Source organism: Mesorhizobium sp. C268A, from assembly GCF_040324475.1.
Classification (GTDB): domain Bacteria; phylum Pseudomonadota; class Alphaproteobacteria; order Rhizobiales; family Rhizobiaceae; genus Mesorhizobium.
This window is the reverse complement of record NZ_JAMYVX010000001.1, coordinates 62,326-83,467: the sequence shown is the minus strand read 5'-3', so window position 1 is coordinate 83,467 and position 21,142 is coordinate 62,326. Positions and strand designations below refer to the sequence as shown.

The following is a 21,142-nucleotide window of genomic DNA, read 5'->3' as shown; positions in this document are numbered from 1 at the left end:
ATTCAAACTTTGTTGGTAATTTCTCGTTAGTAATCGAGGCCGGTTTGTCCGGCGGCGTCTGTTTGCCTTCGGTCTGTTGTGTTTTGCGTACAGGTCCAGATGCGGATTTCAGGCGTCGTCAGTTTCATGTTGGCATCGCTGTGGCTTGCCGGCTGTTCGTCCACAGCGGGCGTCGATGGCTTGCAACCGTCGAACGAGACGACCAGTTCGGTCGTGCGTCCGAGCGCGCCGGTCACAGCGGCTCCGGTGGAGACCGCCGACCTCGCGCCGATGCGGTCCGATATGGTGGCCGACAATGCGCCGCCCTTTTCCATGGTCGAGGAAGAAGAGGCCATCGTCGCGGGCACGCCGCAGGGGAGCACCAGACCACAGCTCGAGCCCGCCGCTCTGATGTCTGCGCCGAAGCGGTTGACGCGCGCTGCGCCGGCCATGCTGGCCACGCCGGTCACCCGCTACGGTTTTCGCGACGCCAAGCCGATCAATTTCGGCAAGGCTTCGCCACGCTACCTTGCCGTCCACGGCGTCGACGTCTCGCGCTGGCAGGGCAATGTCAACTGGGGCAAGCTGCGCGCCCAGGGCGCCAACTTCGCCTACATCAAGGCGACCGATGGCGGCGACCATCTCGATCCGATGTTCATGAAGAACTGGCGCAATGCCGACGCCGCCGGGCTGAAGCGCGGCGCCTATCATTTCTTCTACTGGTGCCGCACCGCGGGCGAGCAGGCCGACTGGTTCATCCGCAATGTGCCGAGGGTCGAAGGCGCGCTGCCACCCGTAATCGATGTCGAGTGGAACGGCGAATCTTCCTGCAAGCGGCGGCCGTCGCGGGCCACCGTGCTGGAAAAGATGAAGGTGTTCATGGACAAGCTGGAGCGCCATTACGGCCAGCGGCCCATCATCTACACCGCACCGGATTTCTATCGCGACAATCTCAAGGGTGCGTTTCTCGATTATCCGTTCTGGCTGCGCGCCGTGGCGCGGCATCCCTCAAAAGTCTATCCCGGCCGCAAATGGCTATTCTGGCAGTACTCCGGCTCCGGCCTGTCGCACGGCGTGACCGGCCGCATCGACCTCAACGTCTTCCATGGCGACGAGCGCGCTTGGCGGGCATGGGCAGGCGGGCAGACGACCGTCGCCGACGCCGATTGAACGTCAGGCCCGGTGTCGGTGCGCCTGCGCCGCCTGCCGCTGCGCCTTGGGTTGAATTTTCAGCGTCTCGCTAACGATCCGCTCACTCTGTCCTTTAGCGGTATCGCAATAGCCTTCCGGTAACGTGCCCGTGATCGGGTTTCGGAGGGGTCCATGCGCAATCCAGTTGTGGCTGTCGCTCTTGCCGCCGCTGTCGGCTACGGGTTTTTCAGCTCGCTCGGCCACATGCCGGGCGGAAGTGGCGCTTCGCTGGCGGAGTCGAAGCAGAACGTCGTGTCCTATTCCACCGAGGACAAGGCGATGCAGGCCGCCAAGGACAGCGGCCGCTCGACCCTCAAGCGCTTCCACGAACTGATGGACGCTGGCACGCCCGGCACCTACACGGTGAAATTCCCGCTGACCCAGAACGGCGCCACCGAGCATATCTGGCTGCAGCTGGTCGGCTACAGCGACGGCTCCTATATCGGCCTGCTTGCTGACGTGCCGGTCAATGGCAACAAGTACAAGATGGGCGACAGGATGACGGTGACCGAGGCCGACGTCGAGGACTGGATGGTCAAGAACGGCAAGGTGATCTACGGCGGCTACACCACGCGCCAGGCGCTTGCGGATATGCCGAAGGAACAGGTTGCAAAATACGGGTTGACCTTCAAGGACTGAGGGTTGAGGCGGGGGCGAGTTTTATCGCGGTGCCTAGAGGGCTGTCGCGCTTTTCGCGTTCGCGTATCTCAGCCGTCTGCGCCAGCACCCAGTCGCGAAACACCTTGATTTTGGGCGCGTTGCGGCGGCTCTCCAGATGCACCAGCCAATAGCCGTCGCCGTCCGATCCAAGCACGTCGAATGGCTGTATCAACTGGCCCTTTTCCAACAGGGCGCTGTAAAGGTTTTTGGTCAGGATCGCGGCGCCCTTGTCGGTCAGCGCCGCCATCGCATCATAGGCCTGCGTACCCAGTTTCGGGCCAGCGATGACGCGATCGGGCTCGAACGGCACGCCGGCAGCCTTGAACCAGATTTCCCACCAGGGATCGTCGGAACAGCATAGCGGCACTTGGTAGAGATCCTCGGGGCGGTGGATGCCGCCGACGCTTTCGGCGAGTCTCGGGCTGAGCATCGGCGTATAGTCCGCCTTGAACAGATAGTGAGCCGTCAGGCCCGGCCATTTTCCACTGCCGGTGCGAATGCCGACATCCATGTCGCCGCGCGTGAAATCGACCAGCCCGTGCGATGTATTCACCTTCACGGCAAGGTCGGGATGCATCAGCTGAAATGTTCCAAGCCATACGGCCAGCCAGTTCGATGCGAAGGTTTCCATGGTCGTCACCGACAGCACGCCGGTCGCTCCACCCTTGGTCGCGACCCATGCGTCGGCCAGGGTCGAGAACGCGCCTGTTGCGTGCGGCGCCAGCTGCTGTCCGGCCTCGGTCAGCGCGATCTGCCTTGTTTTTCTTATGAAAAGCGGCGTTCCGGCACGTTCTTCCAGCACCTTTATCTGATAGCTGGCAGCTGATTGGGTCATGCCGAGTTCTTCGGCTGCCTTGGTGAAACTGCCCAGCCGGGCCGCGGCTTCAAAGACCCTGATGGCTCCTAATGGTGGTAGTTCCCAGCTCATGACGCATCAATCCCGCTGATGCATACTACGCGACGTTCGATTGGAAACCAAGCCCGGAAAACGGCATGCTGCATTCATCGGATCAAACCTTGGAGGATACGGCAATGACCACCACCATCGCTCTCTACAACACGCTTCGCCGGCCGATGCTCGACCTCTTCACCGCGCCGTTCAGACCTCGCAAGCACGGCATGCTCGACCGCCGCTCGCTGTCGGATCATTTCCTCAGGGATATCGGTATGCTTGACGGACGCGTGCCTCCCGGCACCATTGGCTAAGCAAGCTCTTTGACCAGGGGAGGGAAAGATGACTGTGTTATCCGAGGATCTGGCGAAGAGCCGACAAACGATCAACGCCTATGAGGACTATGCCGAACGCTACGACGCTCTGGTGCGGCACGTTCCGAACCAAAGAGAACAGAAATGGCTGAAGCGCCTGGTGAAGATCGCCGGCAAAGGCGGCCGGATTCTGGAAGTCGGTTCGGGACCCGGATACGATGCGGACTTCGTCGAAGGGCTCGGTGTCCAGGTTCGGCGCACAGACGCAACGAAGCGGTTTCTTGAGTTGCAGGCCGCACGCGGCAAGCATGGTGAGTTTCTCGATCTCATCACCGACGATCTCGGCGGCCCCTACGACGCGGTGCTCGCATTGTGCGTCCTGATCCACGTGCCGCGCGAGCAGGCCGACCAGGTGCTTGCCAAGATTGCCGGGTCGCTGCGGCCGGGCGGCGCCTTTCTCGTCTCGATGCGCATTGGCGATGGCGAGAAGAGCGGCGAATATCATACGGTCTATTGGCGCAGGGACGACTTCGCGGCCCGCCTCGAAAACGCCGGGCTGGTCCTTGTCGGAGACGAATTCAACGTCGGCCGCGATCGCGAAGAGTGGACCACCTTTCTGGCTGTGAGGCCGTCATGACGCGCCGCGGACTGTTTTTGTTCGTGCTGCTCAGCCTCCTGTGGGGCATTCCCTATTTGTTGATCAAGCTGGCAGTTGCCGAGGTGTCGGTGCCCTTCCTGGTCTTTGCCCGAACAGCCGTCGGCGCCCTGGCGCTGCTGCCCTTCGTCCTTGTCCAGCGCAGTTTCGGATGGCTGAAGACACATTGGCGGGCGGTCGCCGCATTCTGTCTGGTCGAGATGATCCTGCCATGGGGGCTGATCACCCATGGCGAAGTCAGCATCGACAGTTCCACCGCCGGACTGCTGATTGCCATGACGCCGGCCGTAACCGTCGCGCTCTCCAAGCTGATGGGCTCGGATGAGCGGCTGGGGATACGCCGCTGGACCGGCCTTTTCCTCGGTTTTGCCGGTGTCTTCGTGCTGGCGCTGCCGACCTTGGGTGGCGGATTTCTCGCGGTCGTCGAGATTCTCATGGCCGCGGCCTGCTATGCCTCGGGTTCGATCATCGCGTCGCGCTGGCTGAACGATGTGCCGGCAACCTCGCTGACGGCAGTCTGTCTGGCAGGGGCCGCGCTGATCTACGCCGTGCCGGCGGCGTTGGCCTGGCCGGCGGCCATGCCGTCGACAACGGTGGTTGGCGCAATCCTCGGTCTTGGCGTGTTTTGCACGGCGATTGCCTTCGCCACCTACTTCTTGCTGGTGCGGGAGATCGGCCCCGAACGGGCGGTCGTCATCACCTATGTGGCGCCCGCCGTCTCCGTGGCAGCCGGCGTGCTCGTCCTTTCGGAGCCGCTCGATATCGGCATTGTCGCGGCCTTCGCGCTCATCTTGTGCGGATCATATCTCGGCACGTGGCGCGCTTCGCCAGAACCGTCCGTGTCCGCGACCTCGGCAAGTTGACCGGCGGCCGCCAGCCGCCGTCAGAAATAAGGTCGCAGGTTCTCGCGAATGCGGTCCAGCACCGTCTTTCCCGAGATATCGGCGGTGAAGGTCTTGCCGGTGATGGTCTCAAAGGCCTGCGTGTAAACCCGCGATGTCTGCTCGATGAGCTCGGCGGGGATTCTCGGAATACGATCCTTGTAGGGATCGCAGCGCGCGGTCACCCAGGCGCGAATAAAGTCCTTGTCGAAGCTTTGCGGCCGCTCGCCTGCCTTGAAACGCTCTTCATAGCTTGCCGCAAGCCAGTAGCGGCTTGAGTCGGGCGTATGGATTTCATCGGCAAGGATGATGGCGCCATCCTTGTCCGTGCCGAACTCGTATTTGGTGTCGACCAGGATCAGGCCGCGCTTGGCGGCCAACGCTTTGCCGCGCGCAAACAGCGCCAGCGCATAGCGCGAGACGGTGTCCCATTGCTCTTCCGACAACAGGCCGCGCGTCAGGATCTCGTCACGCGTCAAGGGCTCGTCATGGCCGCCATCGAGCGCCTTGCTGGTCGGCGTGATGATGGCCTGCGGCAGCTTCTCATTGTCGCGCAGTCCGTCCGGCAGGCGGATGCCGTACATATCGCGTTCGCCGTTCTTGTATTTCGTCAGCACCGAAGTGCTGGTGGTGCCGGCGAGGTAGTCGCGAACGACGATTTCCACCGGCAGAATGTCGAGCCTGGTGCCGACGACGACATTGGGGTCGGGATAATCGAGCACATGGTTGGGGCAGATGTCCGCCGTTTCCTCGAACCAGTAGCGCGCCGTCTGCGTCAGCAGCTCTCCCTTGAGCGGTATTGCGGTCAGGATCACATCGAAGGCGCTCAGCCGGTCGGTGGCGATGATGATGCGGCGGCCATCCGGCAGATCGTAATTCTCGCGGACCTTGCCTTTGTAGTGGTTCGGGAGTTCCGGAATGAAGGCATCCGAGAGAACGCGCAGTGCTGTCATCCTGGTCTCATGGCTCCTAACAGTTTGGGCGACTCTTAACAAAGTTGAGGGGGCTTCGATACCCGAGGAAGGGCGGTTCGTCCTTTGCGAATAATCAAGACATTGCCTTCGCCGTGCTATCTATTTGCAGCTTCCGGCACTCCTGGGGGACGCGGTGGACGTAGAGCTCAAATTTCTGATTGTCGGATTTGCCTGCGCGATCGCGGGCGGTCTGTCGTTCATCACCTTCGTCAAATGGCGCGAGGTGCAGGCGATGAGCCACTGGCTGCCGGCGATGGGCAAGATCATCTCGTCGCGCGTCGAGGCGCGCGAAGTCAGAAGGTCGGGCGTCGGCTCGGACAGCAGCGACACCACCGAGATGCGCAATTTTCCGGCGGTCACCTTCGAATACAAGGTCGGTAAAAAGAAATTTCAAAGCTCGCGCTACAGCGTGAAGGAGAATCTGGGGAATTTCGAAGTCACCGAAACCCTGGCGCAGTTTCCCACCGGCGCTGAAGTGACCGTCTTCTACAATCCGGCCGATCCGGGCAAGGCCGTGATCGAACGCACCCTGCCGGACGGCGCCTTCAAGTTCATGGTCAAGCTCTCGGCCGGGCTGGTGATCGGCACGGTGGTGCTGGTGTTTTCGCTCGGTGGCGTGCTGGAGGCGATCCGGCCGCATTTGCCCAAGCCGCAGAACCTCGGCGCCGGAGCGCTGCTGCTGTTCATGGGCCTGATGATCCTGCGCATGGCCTTCGTCCAGAAGTCGCTTGCCGAGCAGGCGGCAAAATGGCCGGTCGCCCCCGGCCGCATTGACTCCTCGGGCCTGCAGGCGCTGCGAAACTACAGCAGCCATCGACGCTGGAGCACCGTCTTCAAATCCCGCATCGTGTACAGCTACGGCGTCGCAGGCCAGCACTACACCTCAGACCGCGTCACCTTCGGCGCCACGGTCACCGCTTCAATGCCCGGCCTCGTCAGCGGCCAGGCGCGCAGCTATGCCGAGGGCGGCAAGGTCGACGTGCATTACGACCCAGCCAACCCCGCCTCGGCAGTGCTCGAATGCAGGGTGCGCGGGCTTTGGCTGCTGTGGGTCTGTTCGGCCGCGTTTTTGGGCGGCGCGGCTTGGCTGGTCGGTTTTATCTGAGGCGCCACTTTCATGACGAGACATCCAATGATCGTTCGCAGGCTGGCCGTCGTTTGCCTGGCTCTGCTCGGCGCCGTGCAGGCAGCGAGCGCAAGAGAGTGTCTGCTAAGCCACGCCGCCTATCGCGAGCCGCGTTCGGGCGCGGTGTTGCAATTCCGGCCGCTCGACAATGAACCGGCGGCACTGACGGCCGAAGTGTTTTCGGTGACCGTCCCCAACACCGACACGCGCTTGCCGGCCGACATCACCTGGACCAATGGCAAAAATTCGTTTCCGCTCGGCACCATCCGCCATGCCTGCACCGACGACGACCGCGAAGCGGGGCTGGAGGACGGCAGCGGGATGTGCCGGATATGGATGGGCCAGGTCTATGCCTTGACCGGAGGCGGCGCCGAGCAGCTGAATTCGCGCGAAGCGACACCGGCGCCGAAAGGGCTGTTGCTGCCCGATTTCGGCGCGGCCTTCACCGAATTTGCCGATTTCGCCAATGCCAATCCGGACGGCTCGGCGTGGGACGCCTTCACATTGACAGGATGCAGCGATGAATAGCGCCATGAGACTGATTGTCTGGATCTGCACGCTGTTTGCCTCGGCGACGATATCAGCCGCAGCGCGGGCGGACGAGCCGGCGCCATCGCGCCCGCCGATCGACAAATGCGTCTGGGAAAAACTGACCGACAAGACGTCGGCCTCGCCGCCTGGGCGCAGCGCTGCGATTTCGGCTTCCGCCAGATTCATTTCGAATTCGTCGGCAACGCTCTCGCCATCAAATACAGCGATGGGGGCGCGCCCGATCCGCTGGTCGAGGTGTTCGACATCAAATCGGGCGAAACCGCCGAGGCCGCGGTGTTGCGCCTGTTGCTGGAAAAGACCGACAAATCAGTCAGCGCCCGCTGCGTACTGGCGCCTTATACGCAGGGCACCGTGCCCGCCGGCGTCAAGCGCTACACATTCAACCCCGACGCCGCCTACGCCAAGGAGCTGAAAGCGGTGGTGAGTGATGACGTTCCCGAACCGCCCTGCGGCGACTGGGGCGAAATGCCGGATGGCATCCAGTATTTCGAGGTACCGGCGGGCGACGGGCACAAGGTGCTGTTTGTGCGAGCGGGGCAGGACGAACCGTTGTTTGACGAGCAGACGCTGAGGGTGGTGGAGTAGGTAGGCGCAGAAAATCCTGGTCGGGGTCTGTCTCTATGCTTCGACGTATTTTGTGAGACTGAGGCCTTTCGGTATATCCAGCCCATCAGCACGCAAGCCCTCGATATGGAACCGTATTGCGTCGCGAATTTCGATTTTCACCTCCGGCACTGTCGCACCAGTCGCGATGCAGCCCGGTAGATCCGGCACATAGGCGGAAAAATTTTCTCCGGCTTTTTCGATTACGACTGCATAACGCATGTCATCAGTCCGTTAGGCCGACCACTTCAGAAGGCTTCGGCGCGCTCTGCCACAACTTGATGCTGGCGCGAAACAAATTTACTGTTGTCTTTTCGGTGGCTGCCTGACCTTCAGCATCTCAGTGCGCTTAGAAATCAATGCAGCGGCTGACGCAATATTGATGGGAGCGCCGGTAATTTTTGAGAGCTTTTCTATATCGTGTCTATGCTCGAATGCAATGAATGGCGGAACTAAGAAATTCCGTGCAAATATATCTGCCTGATCTTCTATGCTATCCAGCGCATTCATATTCTCAAATTGAGGAGAGTAGCCAAGAATATCTTGCTGTTTTGTGCCGCCTATGTGCGCATGTAAGAGTAGATGACCCAATTCGTGGGCCAGTATTCTGCGGCATTCCTGATCTCCGTCGCAAGCTCCGTCATAGATCGACTCTCTAACCAAAATCCTCGGTGGATCATTCATAGCCTGTGCAGTTTTGTCCAGTTCGATGTCACGCCGAACCATCAATTTGAAATCGGGAAGTATCTCCTTCAATCTGAATTCAAGAATTTCTATGATATTTATATAAAGTTTGTCTGAGACGCCGAAGGTACCTCTGAAGTTGCGGGCACGATCGGCGATCTCAAGTTCACTTAGCTTTTCGGAGTTGAAGCGATCCAGGGATTTCATGGTATCCTCCTGGCCGCATGGGCGTTTCAGGCCTTAGGTCGAGGTTGAGCTTCGACGGCCGATTGCGGCTTCGGTCCGAGCATAACGATCAGATACTCATGAGGCACCCCAAAAAGCGCCGCAAGTTGGTCTAGGATGTAATCGGTCGGCCAGATTTCCCCGTTTTCCACACTCGTGATGTATGCGCTGCCTGCACCGATCAACTTTCCGAGCTGGTTCTGTGACCATCTCTTCTCACGGCGTGTGCGCTCAACAAATGCGCCAAATTTTTCCGGACTGCCATTGCTCATGAAAATCTCCTAGGAATCTTCGTCCGACCCTCGATTTCTCAGCTGCACCCGCTCGTCGATCCACAAGTATCGCACTTCTCGCAGGTTCCGTTCCGTACCATGGTGAAGTTGTGGCATTCCGAGCATTCGTTGCCGGTGTAGCCTTGCATCAAGGATTGCTGACGCCGCGTAGAGGCAAGCGCCTTTGCCTCGGCCGCTTCTTTCGCTGCTTCGTCGGTGAACAACCCGGTGGGGTCGGCAGCCTCCTCGGAAACAATATCTTCGACCAGTTCCTTGGCTCGCTCCTCATAGTCGCGCTTGTAGGCGATGGCTTCGTCGCTTGCTGGTTTAAGCGCCAGCACATTGGAGCCTGAGAACGCAGTTGGAGTGACCCGGGCAGGGGCCGCGGCAGGTGATCCGGCAAACCCCTTGGGTTCGCCACCTAGGCCAGACACCAACTTGACCGGCGAGGCGCCGCGGGTAAGGCCCTTCGAGAACGGCGTCGCCTTGCCTTCGTTGATGCCGCGTCCGAGCGCCGTCTTGTCGAAATCCGACTGGTCGACATGGGCGAGGTCGTGGCGGCCGAGATAGGACACGGCGAGTTCGCGGAACACGTAGTCGAGGATCGACGTCGCATTCTTGATCGCGTCGTTGCCCTGCACCATGCCGGCCGGCTCGAATTTGGTGAAGGTGAAGGCCTCGACGAATTCCTCGAGCGGCACGCCATATTGCAGGCCGAGCGAAATGGCGATGGCGAAGTTGTTCATCATCGCTCGGAAGGCAGCACCTTCCTTGTGCATGTCGATGAAGATCTCGCCGATGCGGCCGTCATCGAATTCGCCGGTGCGCAGGTAGACCTTGTGGCCGCCGACGACTGCCTTCTGGGTGTAGCCCTTGCGGCGGTTCGGCAATTTTTCGCGGTCGCGGTAGAGGCGTTCGATGACGCGCTCGACGATCTTCTCGGTGACCTGCACGGCACGCTGTGAAGCGGGCGCCGCGATCAACTGCTCGACCGCATCGTCCTCGTCATCCTCGCTGTCAGCGAGCAGCGACGAATTCAGCGGCTGCGACAGCTTCGAGCCGTCGCGGTAAAGCGCGTTGGCCTTCAGCGCCAGCTTCCACGACAGCATGTAGGCGCCCTTGGCGTCTTCCACCGTCGCATCGTTGGGCATGTTGATGGTCTTGGAGATGGCGCCCGAGATGAAGGGCTGTGCGGCCGCCATCATCTGGATGTGGCTGTTGATCGAAAGCGAACGCTTGCCGATCTTGCCGCACGGGCTGGCGCAGTCGAACACCGCGAGGTGTTCGGGCTTGAGGAACGGCGCGCCTTCCAGCGTCATCGCACCGCAGACATGGATGTTGGCGGCCTCGATGTCCTTCTTCGAGAAGCCCAGCGCCGGCAGCATCTCGAACGAGAAATCGTTGAGCTGCTCGTCGGTGAAGCCGAAGGTCTCCTTCACCCAGTCGGCGCCGAGCGTCCACTGGTTGAAGACGAACTTGATGTCGAAGGCCGACTTCAGCGCTGCATTGAGCGCGGCGATCTTGTCGTCGGTAAAGCCCTTCGCCCTAAGCGAGCCGGGGTTTACCGCCGGCGCCTGGTTCATGTTGCCGTGGCCGACCGCATAGGCCTCGATCTCGGCGATCTGGCTCTCGGAATAGCCCAGCGTGCGCAGTGCTTCCGGCACGGCGCGGTTGATGATCTTGAAATAGCCGCCGCCGGCTAGCTTCTTGAACTTCACCAGCGCGAAGTCGGGCTCGATGCCGGTGGTGTCGCAATCCATGACGAGGCCGATCGTGCCGGTCGGCGCGATCACTGTCGCCTGCGCATTGCGGTAGCCATGCTCCTCGCCGAGTTCGATGGCGCGGTCCCAGGCAGCCTTGGCGTGCGCGGCCAGTTCCTGCTGCTTCAGGTCGGACGCGACCAGCGGCATCGGATTGACGGCGAGCTTCTCGTAGCCCTGCTTTTCGCCATAGGCGGCACGGCGATGGTTGCGCATGACGCGCAGCATGTTCTGCGCGTTACGGTCGTAGTCGGTGAAGGCGCCGAGCTCGCCGGCCATCTCGGCCGAGGTGGCATAGGCGACGCCGGTCATGATGGCGGTGAGTGCTGCGCAGATGGCGCGGCCCTCGTCGGAATCATAGGGAATGCCGGACGTCATCAGCAGGCCGCCAATGTTGGCGTAGCCGAGGCCGAGCGTGCGGTATTCGTAGGACTGCTTGGCGATCTCCTTCGACGGAAACTGCGCCATCATCACCGAGATTTCGAGAACGACGGTCCACAGCCGCACCGTGTGCTCGTAGGCGGCGATGTCGATCGTGCCGTCGGCATTGCGGTAGGGCAGCAGGTTGATCGAGGCCAGGTTGCAGGCCGTGTCGTCGAGGAACATGTATTCCGAGCACGGATTGGAGGCCCGGATCGCACCGGCCGAAGCGCAGGTGTGCCAGTCGTTCATCGTCGTGTTGAAATGCAGGCCCGGATCGGCCGAAGCCCAGGCGGCGTAGCCGATCTTTTCCCAGAGGTCGCGTGCCTTCAGCGTCTTCAGCACCTTGCCGTCCTTGCGGGCGGTCAGGTGCCAGTCGGCATCGTCCTCGACGGCGCGCAGGAAATTGTCCTTCAGCGACACCGAATTGTTGGAGTTCTGGCCGGACACAGTGAGGTAGGCATCGGAATCCCAGTCGGTGTCGTAGGTCTTGAACGACATCGAGGTGTAGCCCTGCTTGGCGAACTGGATGACACGGTAGATGTAGTTCTCCGGCACGGCCGACTTCTTGGCCGCCTTGATCTCGCGCTTCAGCGCGGTGTTGATCGACGGGTCGAAGCAGTCGTCATCATGGCCTTCGCAGTTGATGCAGGCCTTCATGATCGCTTCGAGATGTTTTTTCACGATCTTGGAGCCGGTGACCAGCGACGCCACCTTCTGCTCTTCATTGACCTTCCAGTCGATGAATTCCTCGATATCGGGATGGTCGGCGTCGACAATGACCATCTTGGCTGCACGACGCGTCGTGCCGCCCGACTTGATGGCGCCCGCCGCGCGGTCGCCGATCTTGAGGAAGCTCATCAGGCCGGACGAACGGCCGCCGCCCGACAGCTTTTCGCCTTCGCCGCGCAGCATGGAGAAATTGGAGCCGGTGCCCGAGCCGTATTTGAACAGGCGCGCTTCGCGCACCCACAGGTCCATGATGCCGCCTTCGTTGACGAGATCGTCCTGCACGCCCTGGATGAAACAGGCATGCGGCTGCGGATGCTCGTAGGACGACTTCGACTTGGTCAGCTTGCCGGTGAACGGGTCGACATAATAGTGGCCCTGGCTCGGGCCATCGATGCCGTAGGCCCAGTGCAGGCCGGTGTTGAACCATTGCGGCGAGTTCGGCGCAACGCGCTGGGTGGCGAGCATATAGGCGAGTTCGTCGCGGAAGGCGCTCGCGTCTTCTTCCGACTTGAAGTAGCCGCCCTTGTAGCCCCAATAGGTCCAGGTGCCGGCCAGCCGGTCGAAGACCTGGCGGGCGTCGATTTCGGAACCGTAGCGCTCGGCTTCCGGCAGCTTGGCAAGCTCGGCCTCGTCGGCGACGGAGCGCCACAGGAAGGAGGGGACGTCGTTCTCCTCGACCTTCTTCAGGCGCGCGGGCACGCCGGCCTTGCGGAAATACTTCTGCGCCAGGATGTCGGCGGCAACCTGCGAGAACTGCGCCGGCACATCGATATTGTCCAAGCGGAACACCACCGAGCCGTCCGGATTCTTGATCTCCGAAAGCGCCTTGCGGAATTCGATCTCCGCGTAAGCTGATTGGCCTGGCTTGGTGAAACGACGCTCGATGCGCATTGGTCCGGTCCCTTTTGTCTATATATAGCGCTTTTCCCCGGGGATTTCTGCCCCCAATGCGAAACGCGCATGTCCGCCGTCTGCCGGCGTTCGAAAACACCGGCTCTCCTTGTGGCAGTCTTCGTCGCCTTGCTGGTCGAACTTCTTGCGAAGCCGCTGTTCCAACTCTGCGCCGAACCCTGCGGGTCCCTCAAAACTGAATTTTTCCTCGATTCCCTCGACCGAGGGAAATTCACATTATCTAGCGTCGAACTTGCCTGCAAACACTAAATATAGTGTTAACAGACAATTTATTCCAGTCCGACAAATCTCCCTTTTCGCCCCACGATCCAACGCTTCCGCCAGCCTCGTAAACAGGCGGAAATCATGGCCAAAACGCACAAAATCCGGGAAAAATGACCGGGCTCGAAACTCTCCGGTCGCGCCCTCAACAAGAGCACATGGCACATAAAAGGCGACTCGGTTTGCGTCGTCAAGGATTCGTTTGCGTAGCTTTTGTGACCCCAACATCTTGTGTGTCACATATGTGGATAACGGGGACAAAAAGCGGCTGAGGAAAGCCCGATTCTGCCGGCGTGGACCGCTGGTGAGCGGTTCACCCGAGACAGGCCCGGCCGGATTCTGGCTCACAGCCTTTTCATTTTAGCTGGCGTGCATTATGTCTTTGGCGTCGCGCGGGGGCGCGTCTTGTCAATTCCAAGAGCATCCGTTACGCCCCGCCCATGACAGTTACCGTCCGTTTTGCCCCCTCACCAACCGGCCGCATTCATATCGGCAATGCCCGCACCGCCTTGTTCAACTGGCTGTTTGCCATGAACAACAAGGGCCGTTTCATCCAGCGCTTCGACGACACAGACATTGCCCGCTCAAGGCAGGAATTTTCCGACGCCATCCTCTACGACCTGCACTGGCTGGGGATTTTTCCCGACGCCACCGAATACCAGTCGCGGCGCTTCGAAACTTACGACGCGGCGGTGGAGCGGCTGCAGAGAGCCGGCGTTGTCTATCCCTGCTACGAGACCCCCGAAGAACTCGACCTGCGCCGCAAGGTGCGCCGCACGCGCGGCCTGCCGCCGGTCTATGGCCGCGAGGCGCTGGCGCTTTCGCAGCAGCAGATCGCCGAATACCGCTCCGATGGCCGCCGGCCGCACTGGCGCTTTCTGCTGCCCAACTTCACCAGCGATCCGCTGCAGCCCGAACGCACCGAAATCCACTGGAACGATCTGGTGCGCGGCGAGGAAACCGTCGATCTGGCCTCACTGTCCGATCCGGTGCTGCGGCGCGAGGACGGCACTTATCTCTACACGCTGCCTTCGGTCGTTGACGACATCGAGATGGGGGTCAGTCATGTCATTCGCGGCGACGACCACGTCACCAACACCGGCGTGCAGATCGCGCTGTTCAAGGCATTGGGCGCCGAGCCGCCTGTCTTCGGCCACCACAATCTCTTGACCACGGCCTCGGGCGAGGGCCTGTCGAAGCGCAGCGGTGCGCTGTCGATCGAAAGCCTGCGCGAGGAGGGCATCGAACCGATGGCTGTGGCTTCGCTGGCCGTCCTTGTCGGCACCTCGGAAAATGTCGCAGCGGTGCATGACATGCCGGCACTGGCCGCGCGCTTCGATCCCGCCGCCACGTCGAAATCGGCGGCCAAATTCGACCCGGACGAGCTGTTCGTGCTCAATCGTGCGCTCATGCACCACATGCCGTTTTCCGAGGCGCGGGATCGGCTGATCGTGCTCGGCATCTCCGGCGACAAGGCCGAGCCGTTCTGGCTGGCGGTGCGCGGCAATCTCGACCGGCTGAGCGACGCGGTCGGCTGGTGGCGCATCCTTGCCGACGGCCCGCAGCCCGCGCCGGAATTTTCCGACGAGGATCGCGACTTCCTGCAGCAGGCCTTCGACCTGTTGCCGGAAGAGCCGTGGACCGGTACGGTCTGGAAAGACTGGACGGCCAGGATCAGGGAAGCCAGCGGCCGCAAGGGCAAGGCGCTGTTCATGCCGCTCAGGCTGGCGCTTACCGGACTTGCTTCCGGGCCGGAGCTTGCAGATCTATTGCCGCTGCTGGGTCGGGAAGGAACGCTGGCCCGACGACCCTGACCTTGCGCTGGTCCGGCGGGATCAGCGACACCGGCGACACCACCGGCTTGACGGCAAGGCGCTTGATGGCGGCGCGGTCGAGCCCGCCTTGTACGTTCGCCAGCGTCTCCGGATCCGCGCCCGGATCGGGTTTGGCCGCCGGCACCGGAATGAATGGCGTTGTCTCGGTATCAGGCTGCGATTGCTCGGGCGGTGGCGGGTTGCCGCCGATGATCTCGAAATTTCCGGCCTGCGCATTGCAGCCACAAGCCAGCGGCCGCGACATGTTGGGCTGTTTGTAGAGATAGGCGGTCGGCAACTCGCTGTAGGGCCTGCCGGTCACCGACGACGTCATGTTGGCCGAATCGTCTTCCATGCCGCGCGAATAGAACACCTGCATTTCGGTGCCGGGGCAGCTCGATTCGCAGTTCTTCTGGTCGCGCTCGAAATCGCCGAGCGAAGCCGAGTTCGACATCGGGAAGAAATAGCCGTCGCAGGTGCGCACGCAGCTCGTATGGAACTCGCCGCCGACCGTCGGGAAATCCGGCACGCCGGGCTGATTGAGCACCCGGCGCACATTGCGCTCCTCGCCGGGATCATCGGGCTGATCGAGCGTGTCGATCTGCCGGTTGCCGCCGAAAAGCTGGTCGAACAGATTGCCGTCGTCGGGTTCGCGGCTGGCTTCCTGCAGCGGCTCCCGGCGCGGCGCGGGCTCGTCACGGCAGCCATTGGCGTCGAGCGCGGCCAGGATGCGGCCGCGGTCGCGCCGCGAGCCGCCGCCGGCAAGCTGCGCGCGCTTGGCTTGCAACGCATCGAGATTGGCGTTCATGCGATCGATGCTGCTGTTCAGCGCGGCACATTGGCTGACATTGCGCGAAAACAGCGAAAACCCGCAATTCGCATCGCTCGCACGACCGCGCACCTTTGATAGCTGTTCGAACTGGCGGGAGATGGCCTTGTCATACTTCCGCACCATGCTGGAATTGCCGCCGCCATTCGATGAAGAAGCAAGCTCGGCTTCCAGTTGACGGCAAACGCGGGAGGCGGCCTGCGGTTCAGTGGTGGCGACGGCCGAAAGCACAAGCGCGCCGAGCAGCGCAGCCAGATGCTTCAGCCTCCATCGTCCGCCCGTCATTGCCCGAAACCCCGCTTGCCTGCCTGTCTACCGGATTCGCGGTTAACCGTTCCCTCAATCTACAACCAAAGATGGTCTTAGCCCATAGACGCGTTGCAGGAGGGGTTTGGTTAGAGCGGCAACTGTGCGGTCTCACCGCTGCATGAAAAAGGCGCAATCGCCCCGGAATTATCCCACGATCCAGCAAAACCCGGGGACCGGGCATGACCACGCTTACCCGTCGAACCGCGCTGCAGTTCGGTCTGTTGTGCCTGGCGGCGCCCGCCGCCCGGGCGCAGGAAAATCCAGCCGCTCCGGACTGGCGCAGCAAATTGGTCGAAGCCGCGCGTGAGCAGATCGGCGTCACCACCTTCTACGACCCGGCCTATGTCCGCCTCGGCTATCCCGGCGGCGACGTCGCGCCGGATCGTGGCGTGTGCACGGATGTCATCGTGCGCGCCTATCGCCGCGCCTTCAATCTCGACCTGCAGAAGCTGGTGCATGAGGATATGGCCGCCAATTTCGCCGCCTATCCCAAGACCTGGGGCCTGAAAGCGACCGACCGCAACATCGATCACCGACGGGTCGGCAACCTTGCCGCCTTTTTCGGGCGCAAGGGTGCTTCCTTGGCCGTAAGCGAGGATCCTGCCGACTTTCAGCCGGGCGATCTGTCACCCAGATGCTGCCCGGCAACCTGCCGCACATCGTCATCGTCTCATCCGAACGCTCGGCGGACGTGCCGGAACGAGCGCTGGTCATCCACAATATCGGGGCGGGCGCCCGCGAGGAGGACACGCTGTTTGCCTTCACGCAGACCGGGCATTACCGTTTCGTGCCTGCCTGACGGCGTCAGTTGAAATGAACCACCGCCTGTGCCTTGTGCGCCGCCTCGACCACCGCAAGCGCCGTCATGTTGACGACGCCGCGCGAGGTCACCGACGGCGTCAAAATATGCGCCGGCTTGTCGGTGCCAAGCAGGATCGGCCCGACATGCAGCGCGTCCATCATCGTGCGCAGCGCGGTCAGCGTGATGTTGGCGGAGTCGAGGTTGGGGAACACCAGGAGATTGGCTTCGCCCTTCAGCCGCGAATGCGGATAGACGCGCTGGCGCAGATGCTCCGACAGGGCTGAATCGGCATGCATCTCGCCGTCGCATTGCAGGTCGGGCGCAACGCGCGCCAGGATCGCCGCTGCCTGCCGCATCTTCAGCGCGCTGGGAGAATCACGCGAGCCGAAATCCGAATGCGACAGCAGCGCTGCCTTCGGCTCGATGCCGAAGCGCTGGATTTCCTCCGCCGCCAATATGGTCATTTCGGCGATTTCCTCGGCCGTCGGGTCGACCGAGACATGGGTGTCGGTGAGGAAGATGATGCCGCGCTGCGAGATCAGCATCGACAGCGTCGACAGGTCGCGGTCCTTGACGCCCGCGCGTGGTCCGATGACCAGCGTCACATTGCGCAGATGCCGCTCGAAACGGCCCTCGAGGCCGCAGATCATGGCGTCGGCATCGCCGCGCTTCAGCGCCAGTGCCGCAATCACCGTATTGTCGGTGCGCACCATGGTGCGCGCGGCCTCCGTCGTCACGCCGCGCCGGCCGGCAAGCTCGATCAACAGGTCGACATAATGGCGGTAGCGCGGATCGTCTTCCGGGTTGATCAGGCCGAAATCGACGCCCGGCTTGATACGCAGGCCGTAGCGCTTCAGCCTGACCTCGATGACATGCGGGCGGCCGATCAGGATCGGCTCGGCAATGCCTTCCTCCAGCACCACCTGGGCTGCGCGCAGCACGCGCTCGTCCTCGCCGTCGGCATAGATGACGCGCTTGGCGGTCGACGCCTTGGCCGAGGAAAACACCGGCTTCATCACTAGGCCGGAGCGGAAGACGAAGCGGTTGAGCTGGTCGATATAGGCGGCGAAGTCGGTGATCGGCCGGGTCGCGACGCCGGTGTCGCAGGCAGCCTTGGCCACCGCCGGCGCGATGCGCAGGATCAGGCGGGGATCGAAGGGCGAGGGGATAAGGAAGTCGGGTCCGAAGATCGGCGTCTCGCCGGAATAGGCGCGGGCGGCGACGTCGGACGGTTCTTCGCGGGCAAGCGCGGCGATCGCCCGGACCGCGGCCATCTTCATCTCCTCGTTGATGGCGCTGGCGCCGCAGTCCAGCGCACCGCGGAAGATGTAAGGAAAACAAAGCACGTTGTTGACCTGATTGGGAAAATCGGAACGGCCGGTGCAGATCATCGCGTCCGGACGAGCGGCGCGCGCGACCTCCGGCATGATTTCGGGATTGGGGTTGGCCAGCGCCAGGATCAACGGCTTAGGCGCCATATGATCAAGCAATTCCGGCTTCAGCACGCCGGCGGCCGACAGGCCGAGAAAAACGTCGGCGCCAGGGATCACATCGGCCAGCGTGCGCGCCTCGGTGTCCTTCACATAGGGGTCTTTCCAGCGATCCATCTCGTCGGTGCGGCCCTTGTAGGCGACGCCGAAGCGGTCGGTGACCCAGATGTTCTCTACCTTGGCGCCAAGCGAGACCAACAGGTTGAGGCAGGCGAGCGCTGCCGCACCGGCGCCTGAGGTGACGATCTTGATGTCGGAAATGGTCTTGCCGGCGAATTCCAGCCCGTTGAGCACGGCGGCGGCGACGATGATGGCGGTGCCATGCTGGTCGTCATGGAAGACGGGAATGCCCATGCGGGCCTTCAACTGCGCCTCGACCTCGAAGCATTCGGGCGCCTTGATGTCCTCGAGATTGATGCCGCCGAAAGTCGGCTCCAGCGCCGAGATCGTCTCGACCATGCGCTCTATGCCCGGCGCGTCGATCTCGATGTCGAAGACGTCGATGCCGGCGAATTTCTTGAACAGCACCGCCTTGCCTTCCATCACCGGCTTGGAGGCGAGCGGGCCGATATTGCCGAGCCCGAGCACGGCCGAGCCGTTGGAGACGACGCCGACCAGATTGGCGCGCGCTGTATAATCGGCCGCGGTTGCCGGATTGTCGCGGATTTCGAGGCAGGGCGCGGCAACACCCGGCGAATAGGCCAGCGCCAGATCGCGCTGGTTGCCGAGCGGCTTGGTTGCCTGAATCTCGAGCTTTCCCGGCCTTGGATGCTTGTGGAAGTAGAGGGCGGCTTCGTCGAGGTCCGAACGTGCCGTTTTCTTGTTCTCGCCTTCCATGCGGCCGCTCCCTCAAACCTGCTTTGCAGCCTTTTAGCACGCAAAAATGGTTTTTCGCGACGCCAAATGACGCAAGGGCGGCTAAAACAACCCGGTCCGGAAAGATCGAACTATTTCAGATGATTGCGCTGAAATCCTGCCGATTATCCATCGAGCCCTTCAGAACGCGCTGACATAGAGGCCGCCATCGACCGGGATGTTCTGGCCGGTGAGATAACCGGCATGGACCGAGCACAGAAAGGCGCAGATCTGGCCGAACTCTTCCGGCGTGCCGAGCCGCTTGGCCGGAACGTCGGCGCTGATGCGGGTCTTGCGCGCTGCGGCCGCTGCCGGGTCTTCCATCGTGCCGGCCTCATGCGGGCCGCGCAGCCGGTCGGTGTCGAGCTTGCCCGGCAGCAGGCTGTTGATGGTGACGTTGCGGTCGATCACCGTTCGTGCCACGCCGGCGAGGAACGAAGTCAGCCCGGCTCGCGCGCCGGACGACAGATCGAGGCCGGGAATCGGGACGTAGACCGACAGCGAGGTGATGTTGACGATGCGGCCGAAGCCGCGCTTGGCCATGCCGTCGATCACGGCCTGCACCAGTTCGATCGGCGTCACCATGTTCTGCGTCACGCCTTCGAGGATCTTTGCGCGGTCGAGCTCGCGGAAATCGCGCAAGGGCGGGCCGCCATTGTTGTTGACCAGGATATCCGGGTCGGGGCAGGCGGCAAGGAGCGCGTGCTGCACGTCGGGTTTCGAGACGTCGCCGACGATCTCGGTCACCTTCACGCCGTAGCGTTCGCGCAGTTCGGCTGCGGTTTTTGCCAGCAGCTCGGCATTGCGGCCGTTGACAACGAGATCGCAACCGGCCTCGGCCAGCGCCGTGGCGCAGCCGCGGCCAAGCCCTTTGCTCGATGCGCAGACGATGGCCTTCTTGCCCTTGATGCCAAGATCCATGACGATTTTCTCCTGTGAATGGCGCGGCACGCTAGCCCTTTGGCTGGCCCAATCGCAACCGTCATACGGTTGTTGCATGAATCGGGGCATAGCCTGCGCGAAAGCAACGGTGACGATCTGATGTCCGGTACAGAAACCCGCACTTTCCGCAGCATGTTCATATCCGACCTGCATCTCGGATCGAAGGCGGCCAAGGCCGAGTTCCTGATCGATTTCCTGCGGTATCACGACGCCGATATCATCTATCTCGTCGGAGACATCGTCGACGGCTGGCGGCTGCGGCGCAGCTGGCATTGGCCGCAGAGCCACAATGACGTCGTCCAGAAACTGCTGCGCAAGGCGCGAAAGGGCACCTCGATCACCTATATCGCCGGTAATCACGACGAATTCGCGCGCCAGTTCCAAGGCGTGCATTTCGGCGGCATCGTCGTTGCCGACCGCGCCATCCACGAAACCGCCGATGGCAGGCGCCTGCTGGTCATCCACGGCGACCAGTTCGACACCGTCGTCCACAATGCACGCTGGCTGGCCTACCTCGGCGACTACGCCTATGACGCCGCGATGATGGTCAACCGCGTGGTGACGAAGCTCCGCCATTTGCTGGGTCTCCCTTACTGGTCGTTCTCGTCCTGGGCCAAGGTCAAGGTCAAGAACGCGGTCAACTTCATCGGCTCGTTCCAGACGGTGCTGACCGAGGAGGCCCGCCGCTCGCATGTCGACGGCGTCATCTGCGGCCACATCCATCACGCCGCCATCGAGACTTATGAGGATGTGCAGTACATCAACACCGGCGACTGGGTAGAGAGCTGCACGGCGGTGGTCGAACATTTCGACGGCAAGATGGAGATCATCCACTGGGCGCTGGTGCTGCCCGAAGTACCGGACGAGCCGTTCATCCCCTTGCTGATCGAAGACAGGGTCGTCGAAGCGGCATAACCCTCCTGTTAATCGACTGGTCCAGGCAGTTTCGGACCGCTTTCGCGCATGTTAAGGGATCGATCTGCGTTGCAGCCCTTTGTGCAGCGTAAT

Annotated in this window: 20 protein-coding genes; 11 read left to right on the top strand and 9 right to left on the bottom strand. The window is 62.0% G+C overall.

The genetic code is table 11. The features are described from left to right. Positions 1–99 precede the first annotated feature (99 nt). Together NKL06_RS00385 and NKL06_RS00380 are read left to right on the top strand one after the other, a co-directional pair. A complete protein-coding gene (locus tag NKL06_RS00385) occupies positions 100–1,149 on the top strand; it encodes a glycoside hydrolase family 25 protein (protein ID WP_023694154.1) in 1,050 nt (349 codons plus the stop codon). A gap of 153 nt (positions 1,150–1,302) precedes the next feature. Further along, positions 1,303–1,809, top strand: coding sequence for a DUF2314 domain-containing protein (locus NKL06_RS00380; protein ID WP_023694155.1), 507 nt, complete (start codon positions 1,303–1,305; stop codon positions 1,807–1,809). Here NKL06_RS00380 and NKL06_RS00375 read toward each other — a convergent pair. Continuing rightward, positions 1,799–2,758: a LysR family transcriptional regulator gene (locus NKL06_RS00375; protein ID WP_023694156.1), complete on the bottom strand. Its 960-nt coding sequence runs from the start codon at positions 2,756–2,758 to the stop codon at positions 1,799–1,801. The two genes, NKL06_RS00380 and NKL06_RS00375, sit on opposite strands and share 11 nt — an antisense overlap. 104 nt (positions 2,759–2,862) lie before the next feature. Between NKL06_RS00375 and NKL06_RS00370 the strand changes: the two genes are divergently transcribed. From NKL06_RS00370 to NKL06_RS00360, 3 genes are read left to right on the top strand one after another with little or no spacing between them, the layout of a single operon-like run. Then, entirely contained in the window at positions 2,863–3,036 is a 174-nt protein-coding gene (locus NKL06_RS00370) for a hypothetical protein (RefSeq protein ID WP_196814128.1), read from the top strand. Positions 3,037–3,064: 28 nt separating this feature from the next. Beyond that, positions 3,065–3,673 (top strand): class I SAM-dependent DNA methyltransferase, encoded by a 609-nt coding sequence (locus tag NKL06_RS00365; protein ID WP_023694158.1) that lies wholly within the window; start codon positions 3,065–3,067, stop codon positions 3,671–3,673. Beyond that, positions 3,670–4,554 carry a DMT family transporter gene (locus NKL06_RS00360; RefSeq protein WP_023694159.1) on the top strand — a complete coding sequence of 295 codons (885 nt, stop codon included), beginning with the start codon at positions 3,670–3,672 and terminating at the stop codon, positions 4,552–4,554. Before NKL06_RS00365 ends, NKL06_RS00360 begins: the two co-directional genes overlap by 4 nt. A gap of 20 nt (positions 4,555–4,574) precedes the next feature. Here NKL06_RS00360 and NKL06_RS00355 read toward each other — a convergent pair whose 3' ends face one another. After that, positions 4,575–5,516: a phosphoribosylaminoimidazolesuccinocarboxamide synthase gene (locus NKL06_RS00355; RefSeq protein WP_023694160.1), complete on the bottom strand. Its 942-nt coding sequence runs from the start codon at positions 5,514–5,516 to the stop codon at positions 4,575–4,577. 163 nt (positions 5,517–5,679) lie between these two features. On the opposite strand from NKL06_RS00355, the gene NKL06_RS00350 reads away from it, so the two are divergent. From NKL06_RS00350 to NKL06_RS00340, 3 genes are all read left to right on the top strand, one after another. Next, the gene (locus NKL06_RS00350) at positions 5,680–6,651 is read left to right on the top strand and encodes a DUF3592 domain-containing protein (RefSeq protein ID WP_023694161.1); all 972 of its coding nucleotides are present in this window, start codon (positions 5,680–5,682) and stop codon (positions 6,649–6,651) included. Positions 6,652–6,678: 27 nt separating this feature from the next. Beyond that, a complete protein-coding gene (locus tag NKL06_RS00345; RefSeq protein ID WP_023694162.1) occupies positions 6,679–7,200 on the top strand; it encodes a hypothetical protein in 522 nt (173 codons plus the stop codon). Positions 7,201–7,305: 105 nt separating this feature from the next. Further along, positions 7,306–7,809 (top strand): hypothetical protein, encoded by a 504-nt coding sequence (locus NKL06_RS00340; RefSeq protein WP_245267173.1) that lies wholly within the window; start codon positions 7,306–7,308, stop codon positions 7,807–7,809. Between the two features lie 33 nt (positions 7,810–7,842). Here NKL06_RS00340 and NKL06_RS00335 read toward each other — a convergent pair whose 3' ends face one another. The 4 genes from NKL06_RS00335 to NKL06_RS00320 form a co-directional block, all read right to left on the bottom strand. Next, complete coding sequence (locus tag NKL06_RS00335) at positions 7,843–8,049, bottom strand: type II toxin-antitoxin system HicB family antitoxin (RefSeq protein WP_023807947.1); 207 nt, start codon at positions 8,047–8,049, stop codon at positions 7,843–7,845. Between the two features lie 78 nt (positions 8,050–8,127). After that, positions 8,128–8,718: an ImmA/IrrE family metallo-endopeptidase gene (locus NKL06_RS00330; RefSeq protein ID WP_023684931.1), complete on the bottom strand. Its 591-nt coding sequence runs from the start codon at positions 8,716–8,718 to the stop codon at positions 8,128–8,130. A gap of 26 nt (positions 8,719–8,744) precedes the next feature. Beyond that, positions 8,745–9,008 (bottom strand): helix-turn-helix domain-containing protein, encoded by a 264-nt coding sequence (locus NKL06_RS00325; RefSeq protein WP_023684932.1) that lies wholly within the window; start codon positions 9,006–9,008, stop codon positions 8,745–8,747. Positions 9,009–9,046: 38 nt separating this feature from the next. Beyond that, the gene (locus tag NKL06_RS00320; RefSeq protein WP_023694163.1) at positions 9,047–12,811 is read right to left on the bottom strand and encodes a vitamin B12-dependent ribonucleotide reductase; all 3,765 of its coding nucleotides are present in this window, start codon (positions 12,809–12,811) and stop codon (positions 9,047–9,049) included. A gap of 722 nt (positions 12,812–13,533) precedes the next feature. On the opposite strand from NKL06_RS00320, the gene gltX reads away from it, so the two are divergent. After that, a complete protein-coding gene (gltX, locus tag NKL06_RS00315) occupies positions 13,534–14,907 on the top strand; it encodes a glutamate--tRNA ligase (RefSeq protein WP_023694165.1) in 1,374 nt (457 codons plus the stop codon). Here the strand turns inward: gltX and NKL06_RS00310 are convergent. Continuing rightward, entirely contained in the window at positions 14,825–16,021 is a 1,197-nt protein-coding gene (locus NKL06_RS00310; RefSeq protein ID WP_023694166.1) for a DUF2865 domain-containing protein, read from the bottom strand. The two genes, gltX and NKL06_RS00310, sit on opposite strands and share 83 nt — an antisense overlap. A 203-nt stretch (positions 16,022–16,224) precedes the next feature. Between NKL06_RS00310 and NKL06_RS00305 the strand changes: the two genes are divergently transcribed. Next, positions 16,225–16,857, top strand: a complete 633-nt coding sequence (locus NKL06_RS00305; protein ID WP_245267174.1) for a DUF1287 domain-containing protein — start codon at positions 16,225–16,227, stop codon at positions 16,855–16,857. Here the strand turns inward: NKL06_RS00305 and NKL06_RS00300 are convergent. Continuing rightward, positions 16,850–19,174, bottom strand: coding sequence for an NADP-dependent malic enzyme (locus NKL06_RS00300; RefSeq protein ID WP_023694169.1), 2,325 nt, complete (start codon positions 19,172–19,174; stop codon positions 16,850–16,852). The two genes, NKL06_RS00305 and NKL06_RS00300, sit on opposite strands and share 8 nt — an antisense overlap. A gap of 159 nt (positions 19,175–19,333) precedes the next feature. Next, positions 19,334–20,113, bottom strand: coding sequence for an SDR family oxidoreductase (locus tag NKL06_RS00295; RefSeq protein WP_023694170.1), 780 nt, complete (start codon positions 20,111–20,113; stop codon positions 19,334–19,336). Between the two features lie 120 nt (positions 20,114–20,233). Between NKL06_RS00295 and NKL06_RS00290 the strand changes: the two genes are divergently transcribed. Beyond that, positions 20,234–21,049, top strand: a complete 816-nt coding sequence (locus tag NKL06_RS00290; protein WP_023694171.1) for a UDP-2,3-diacylglucosamine diphosphatase — start codon at positions 20,234–20,236, stop codon at positions 21,047–21,049. Positions 21,050–21,142: the final 93 nt, after the last annotated feature.

What these genes read in the sequence shown, in the direction of transcription:
- NKL06_RS00290 (WP_023694171.1), top strand. Translation starts at nt 20,234, where the DNA reads ATGTCCGGTACAGAAACCCGCACTTTCCGCAGCATGTTCATATCCGAC.
- NKL06_RS00370 (WP_196814128.1), top strand. Translation starts at nt 2,863, where the DNA reads ATGACCACCACCATCGCTCTCTACAACACGCTTCGCCGGCCGATGCTC.
- NKL06_RS00300 (WP_023694169.1), bottom strand. Translation starts at nt 19,174, where the DNA reads ATGGAAGGCGAGAACAAGAAAACGGCACGTTCGGACCTCGACGAAGCC.
- NKL06_RS00325 (WP_023684932.1), bottom strand. Translation starts at nt 9,008, where the DNA reads ATGAGCAATGGCAGTCCGGAAAAATTTGGCGCATTTGTTGAGCGCACA.
- NKL06_RS00365 (WP_023694158.1), top strand. Translation starts at nt 3,065, where the DNA reads ATGACTGTGTTATCCGAGGATCTGGCGAAGAGCCGACAAACGATCAAC.
- gltX (WP_023694165.1), top strand. Translation starts at nt 13,534, where the DNA reads ATGACAGTTACCGTCCGTTTTGCCCCCTCACCAACCGGCCGCATTCAT.
- NKL06_RS00385 (WP_023694154.1), top strand. Translation starts at nt 100, where the DNA reads ATGCGGATTTCAGGCGTCGTCAGTTTCATGTTGGCATCGCTGTGGCTT.
- NKL06_RS00340 (WP_245267173.1), top strand. Translation starts at nt 7,306, where the DNA reads ATGCGTCTGGGAAAAACTGACCGACAAGACGTCGGCCTCGCCGCCTGG.
- NKL06_RS00310 (WP_023694166.1), bottom strand. Translation starts at nt 16,021, where the DNA reads ATGACGGGCGGACGATGGAGGCTGAAGCATCTGGCTGCGCTGCTCGGC.
- NKL06_RS00380 (WP_023694155.1), top strand. Translation starts at nt 1,303, where the DNA reads ATGCGCAATCCAGTTGTGGCTGTCGCTCTTGCCGCCGCTGTCGGCTAC.
- NKL06_RS00360 (WP_023694159.1), top strand. Translation starts at nt 3,670, where the DNA reads ATGACGCGCCGCGGACTGTTTTTGTTCGTGCTGCTCAGCCTCCTGTGG.
- NKL06_RS00345 (WP_023694162.1), top strand. Translation starts at nt 6,679, where the DNA reads ATGATCGTTCGCAGGCTGGCCGTCGTTTGCCTGGCTCTGCTCGGCGCC.
- NKL06_RS00330 (WP_023684931.1), bottom strand. Translation starts at nt 8,718, where the DNA reads ATGAAATCCCTGGATCGCTTCAACTCCGAAAAGCTAAGTGAACTTGAG.
- NKL06_RS00375 (WP_023694156.1), bottom strand. Translation starts at nt 2,758, where the DNA reads ATGAGCTGGGAACTACCACCATTAGGAGCCATCAGGGTCTTTGAAGCC.
- NKL06_RS00335 (WP_023807947.1), bottom strand. Translation starts at nt 8,049, where the DNA reads ATGCGTTATGCAGTCGTAATCGAAAAAGCCGGAGAAAATTTTTCCGCC.
- NKL06_RS00305 (WP_245267174.1), top strand. Translation starts at nt 16,225, where the DNA reads ATGACCACGCTTACCCGTCGAACCGCGCTGCAGTTCGGTCTGTTGTGC.
- NKL06_RS00295 (WP_023694170.1), bottom strand. Translation starts at nt 20,113, where the DNA reads ATGGATCTTGGCATCAAGGGCAAGAAGGCCATCGTCTGCGCATCGAGC.
- NKL06_RS00320 (WP_023694163.1), bottom strand. Translation starts at nt 12,811, where the DNA reads ATGCGCATCGAGCGTCGTTTCACCAAGCCAGGCCAATCAGCTTACGCG.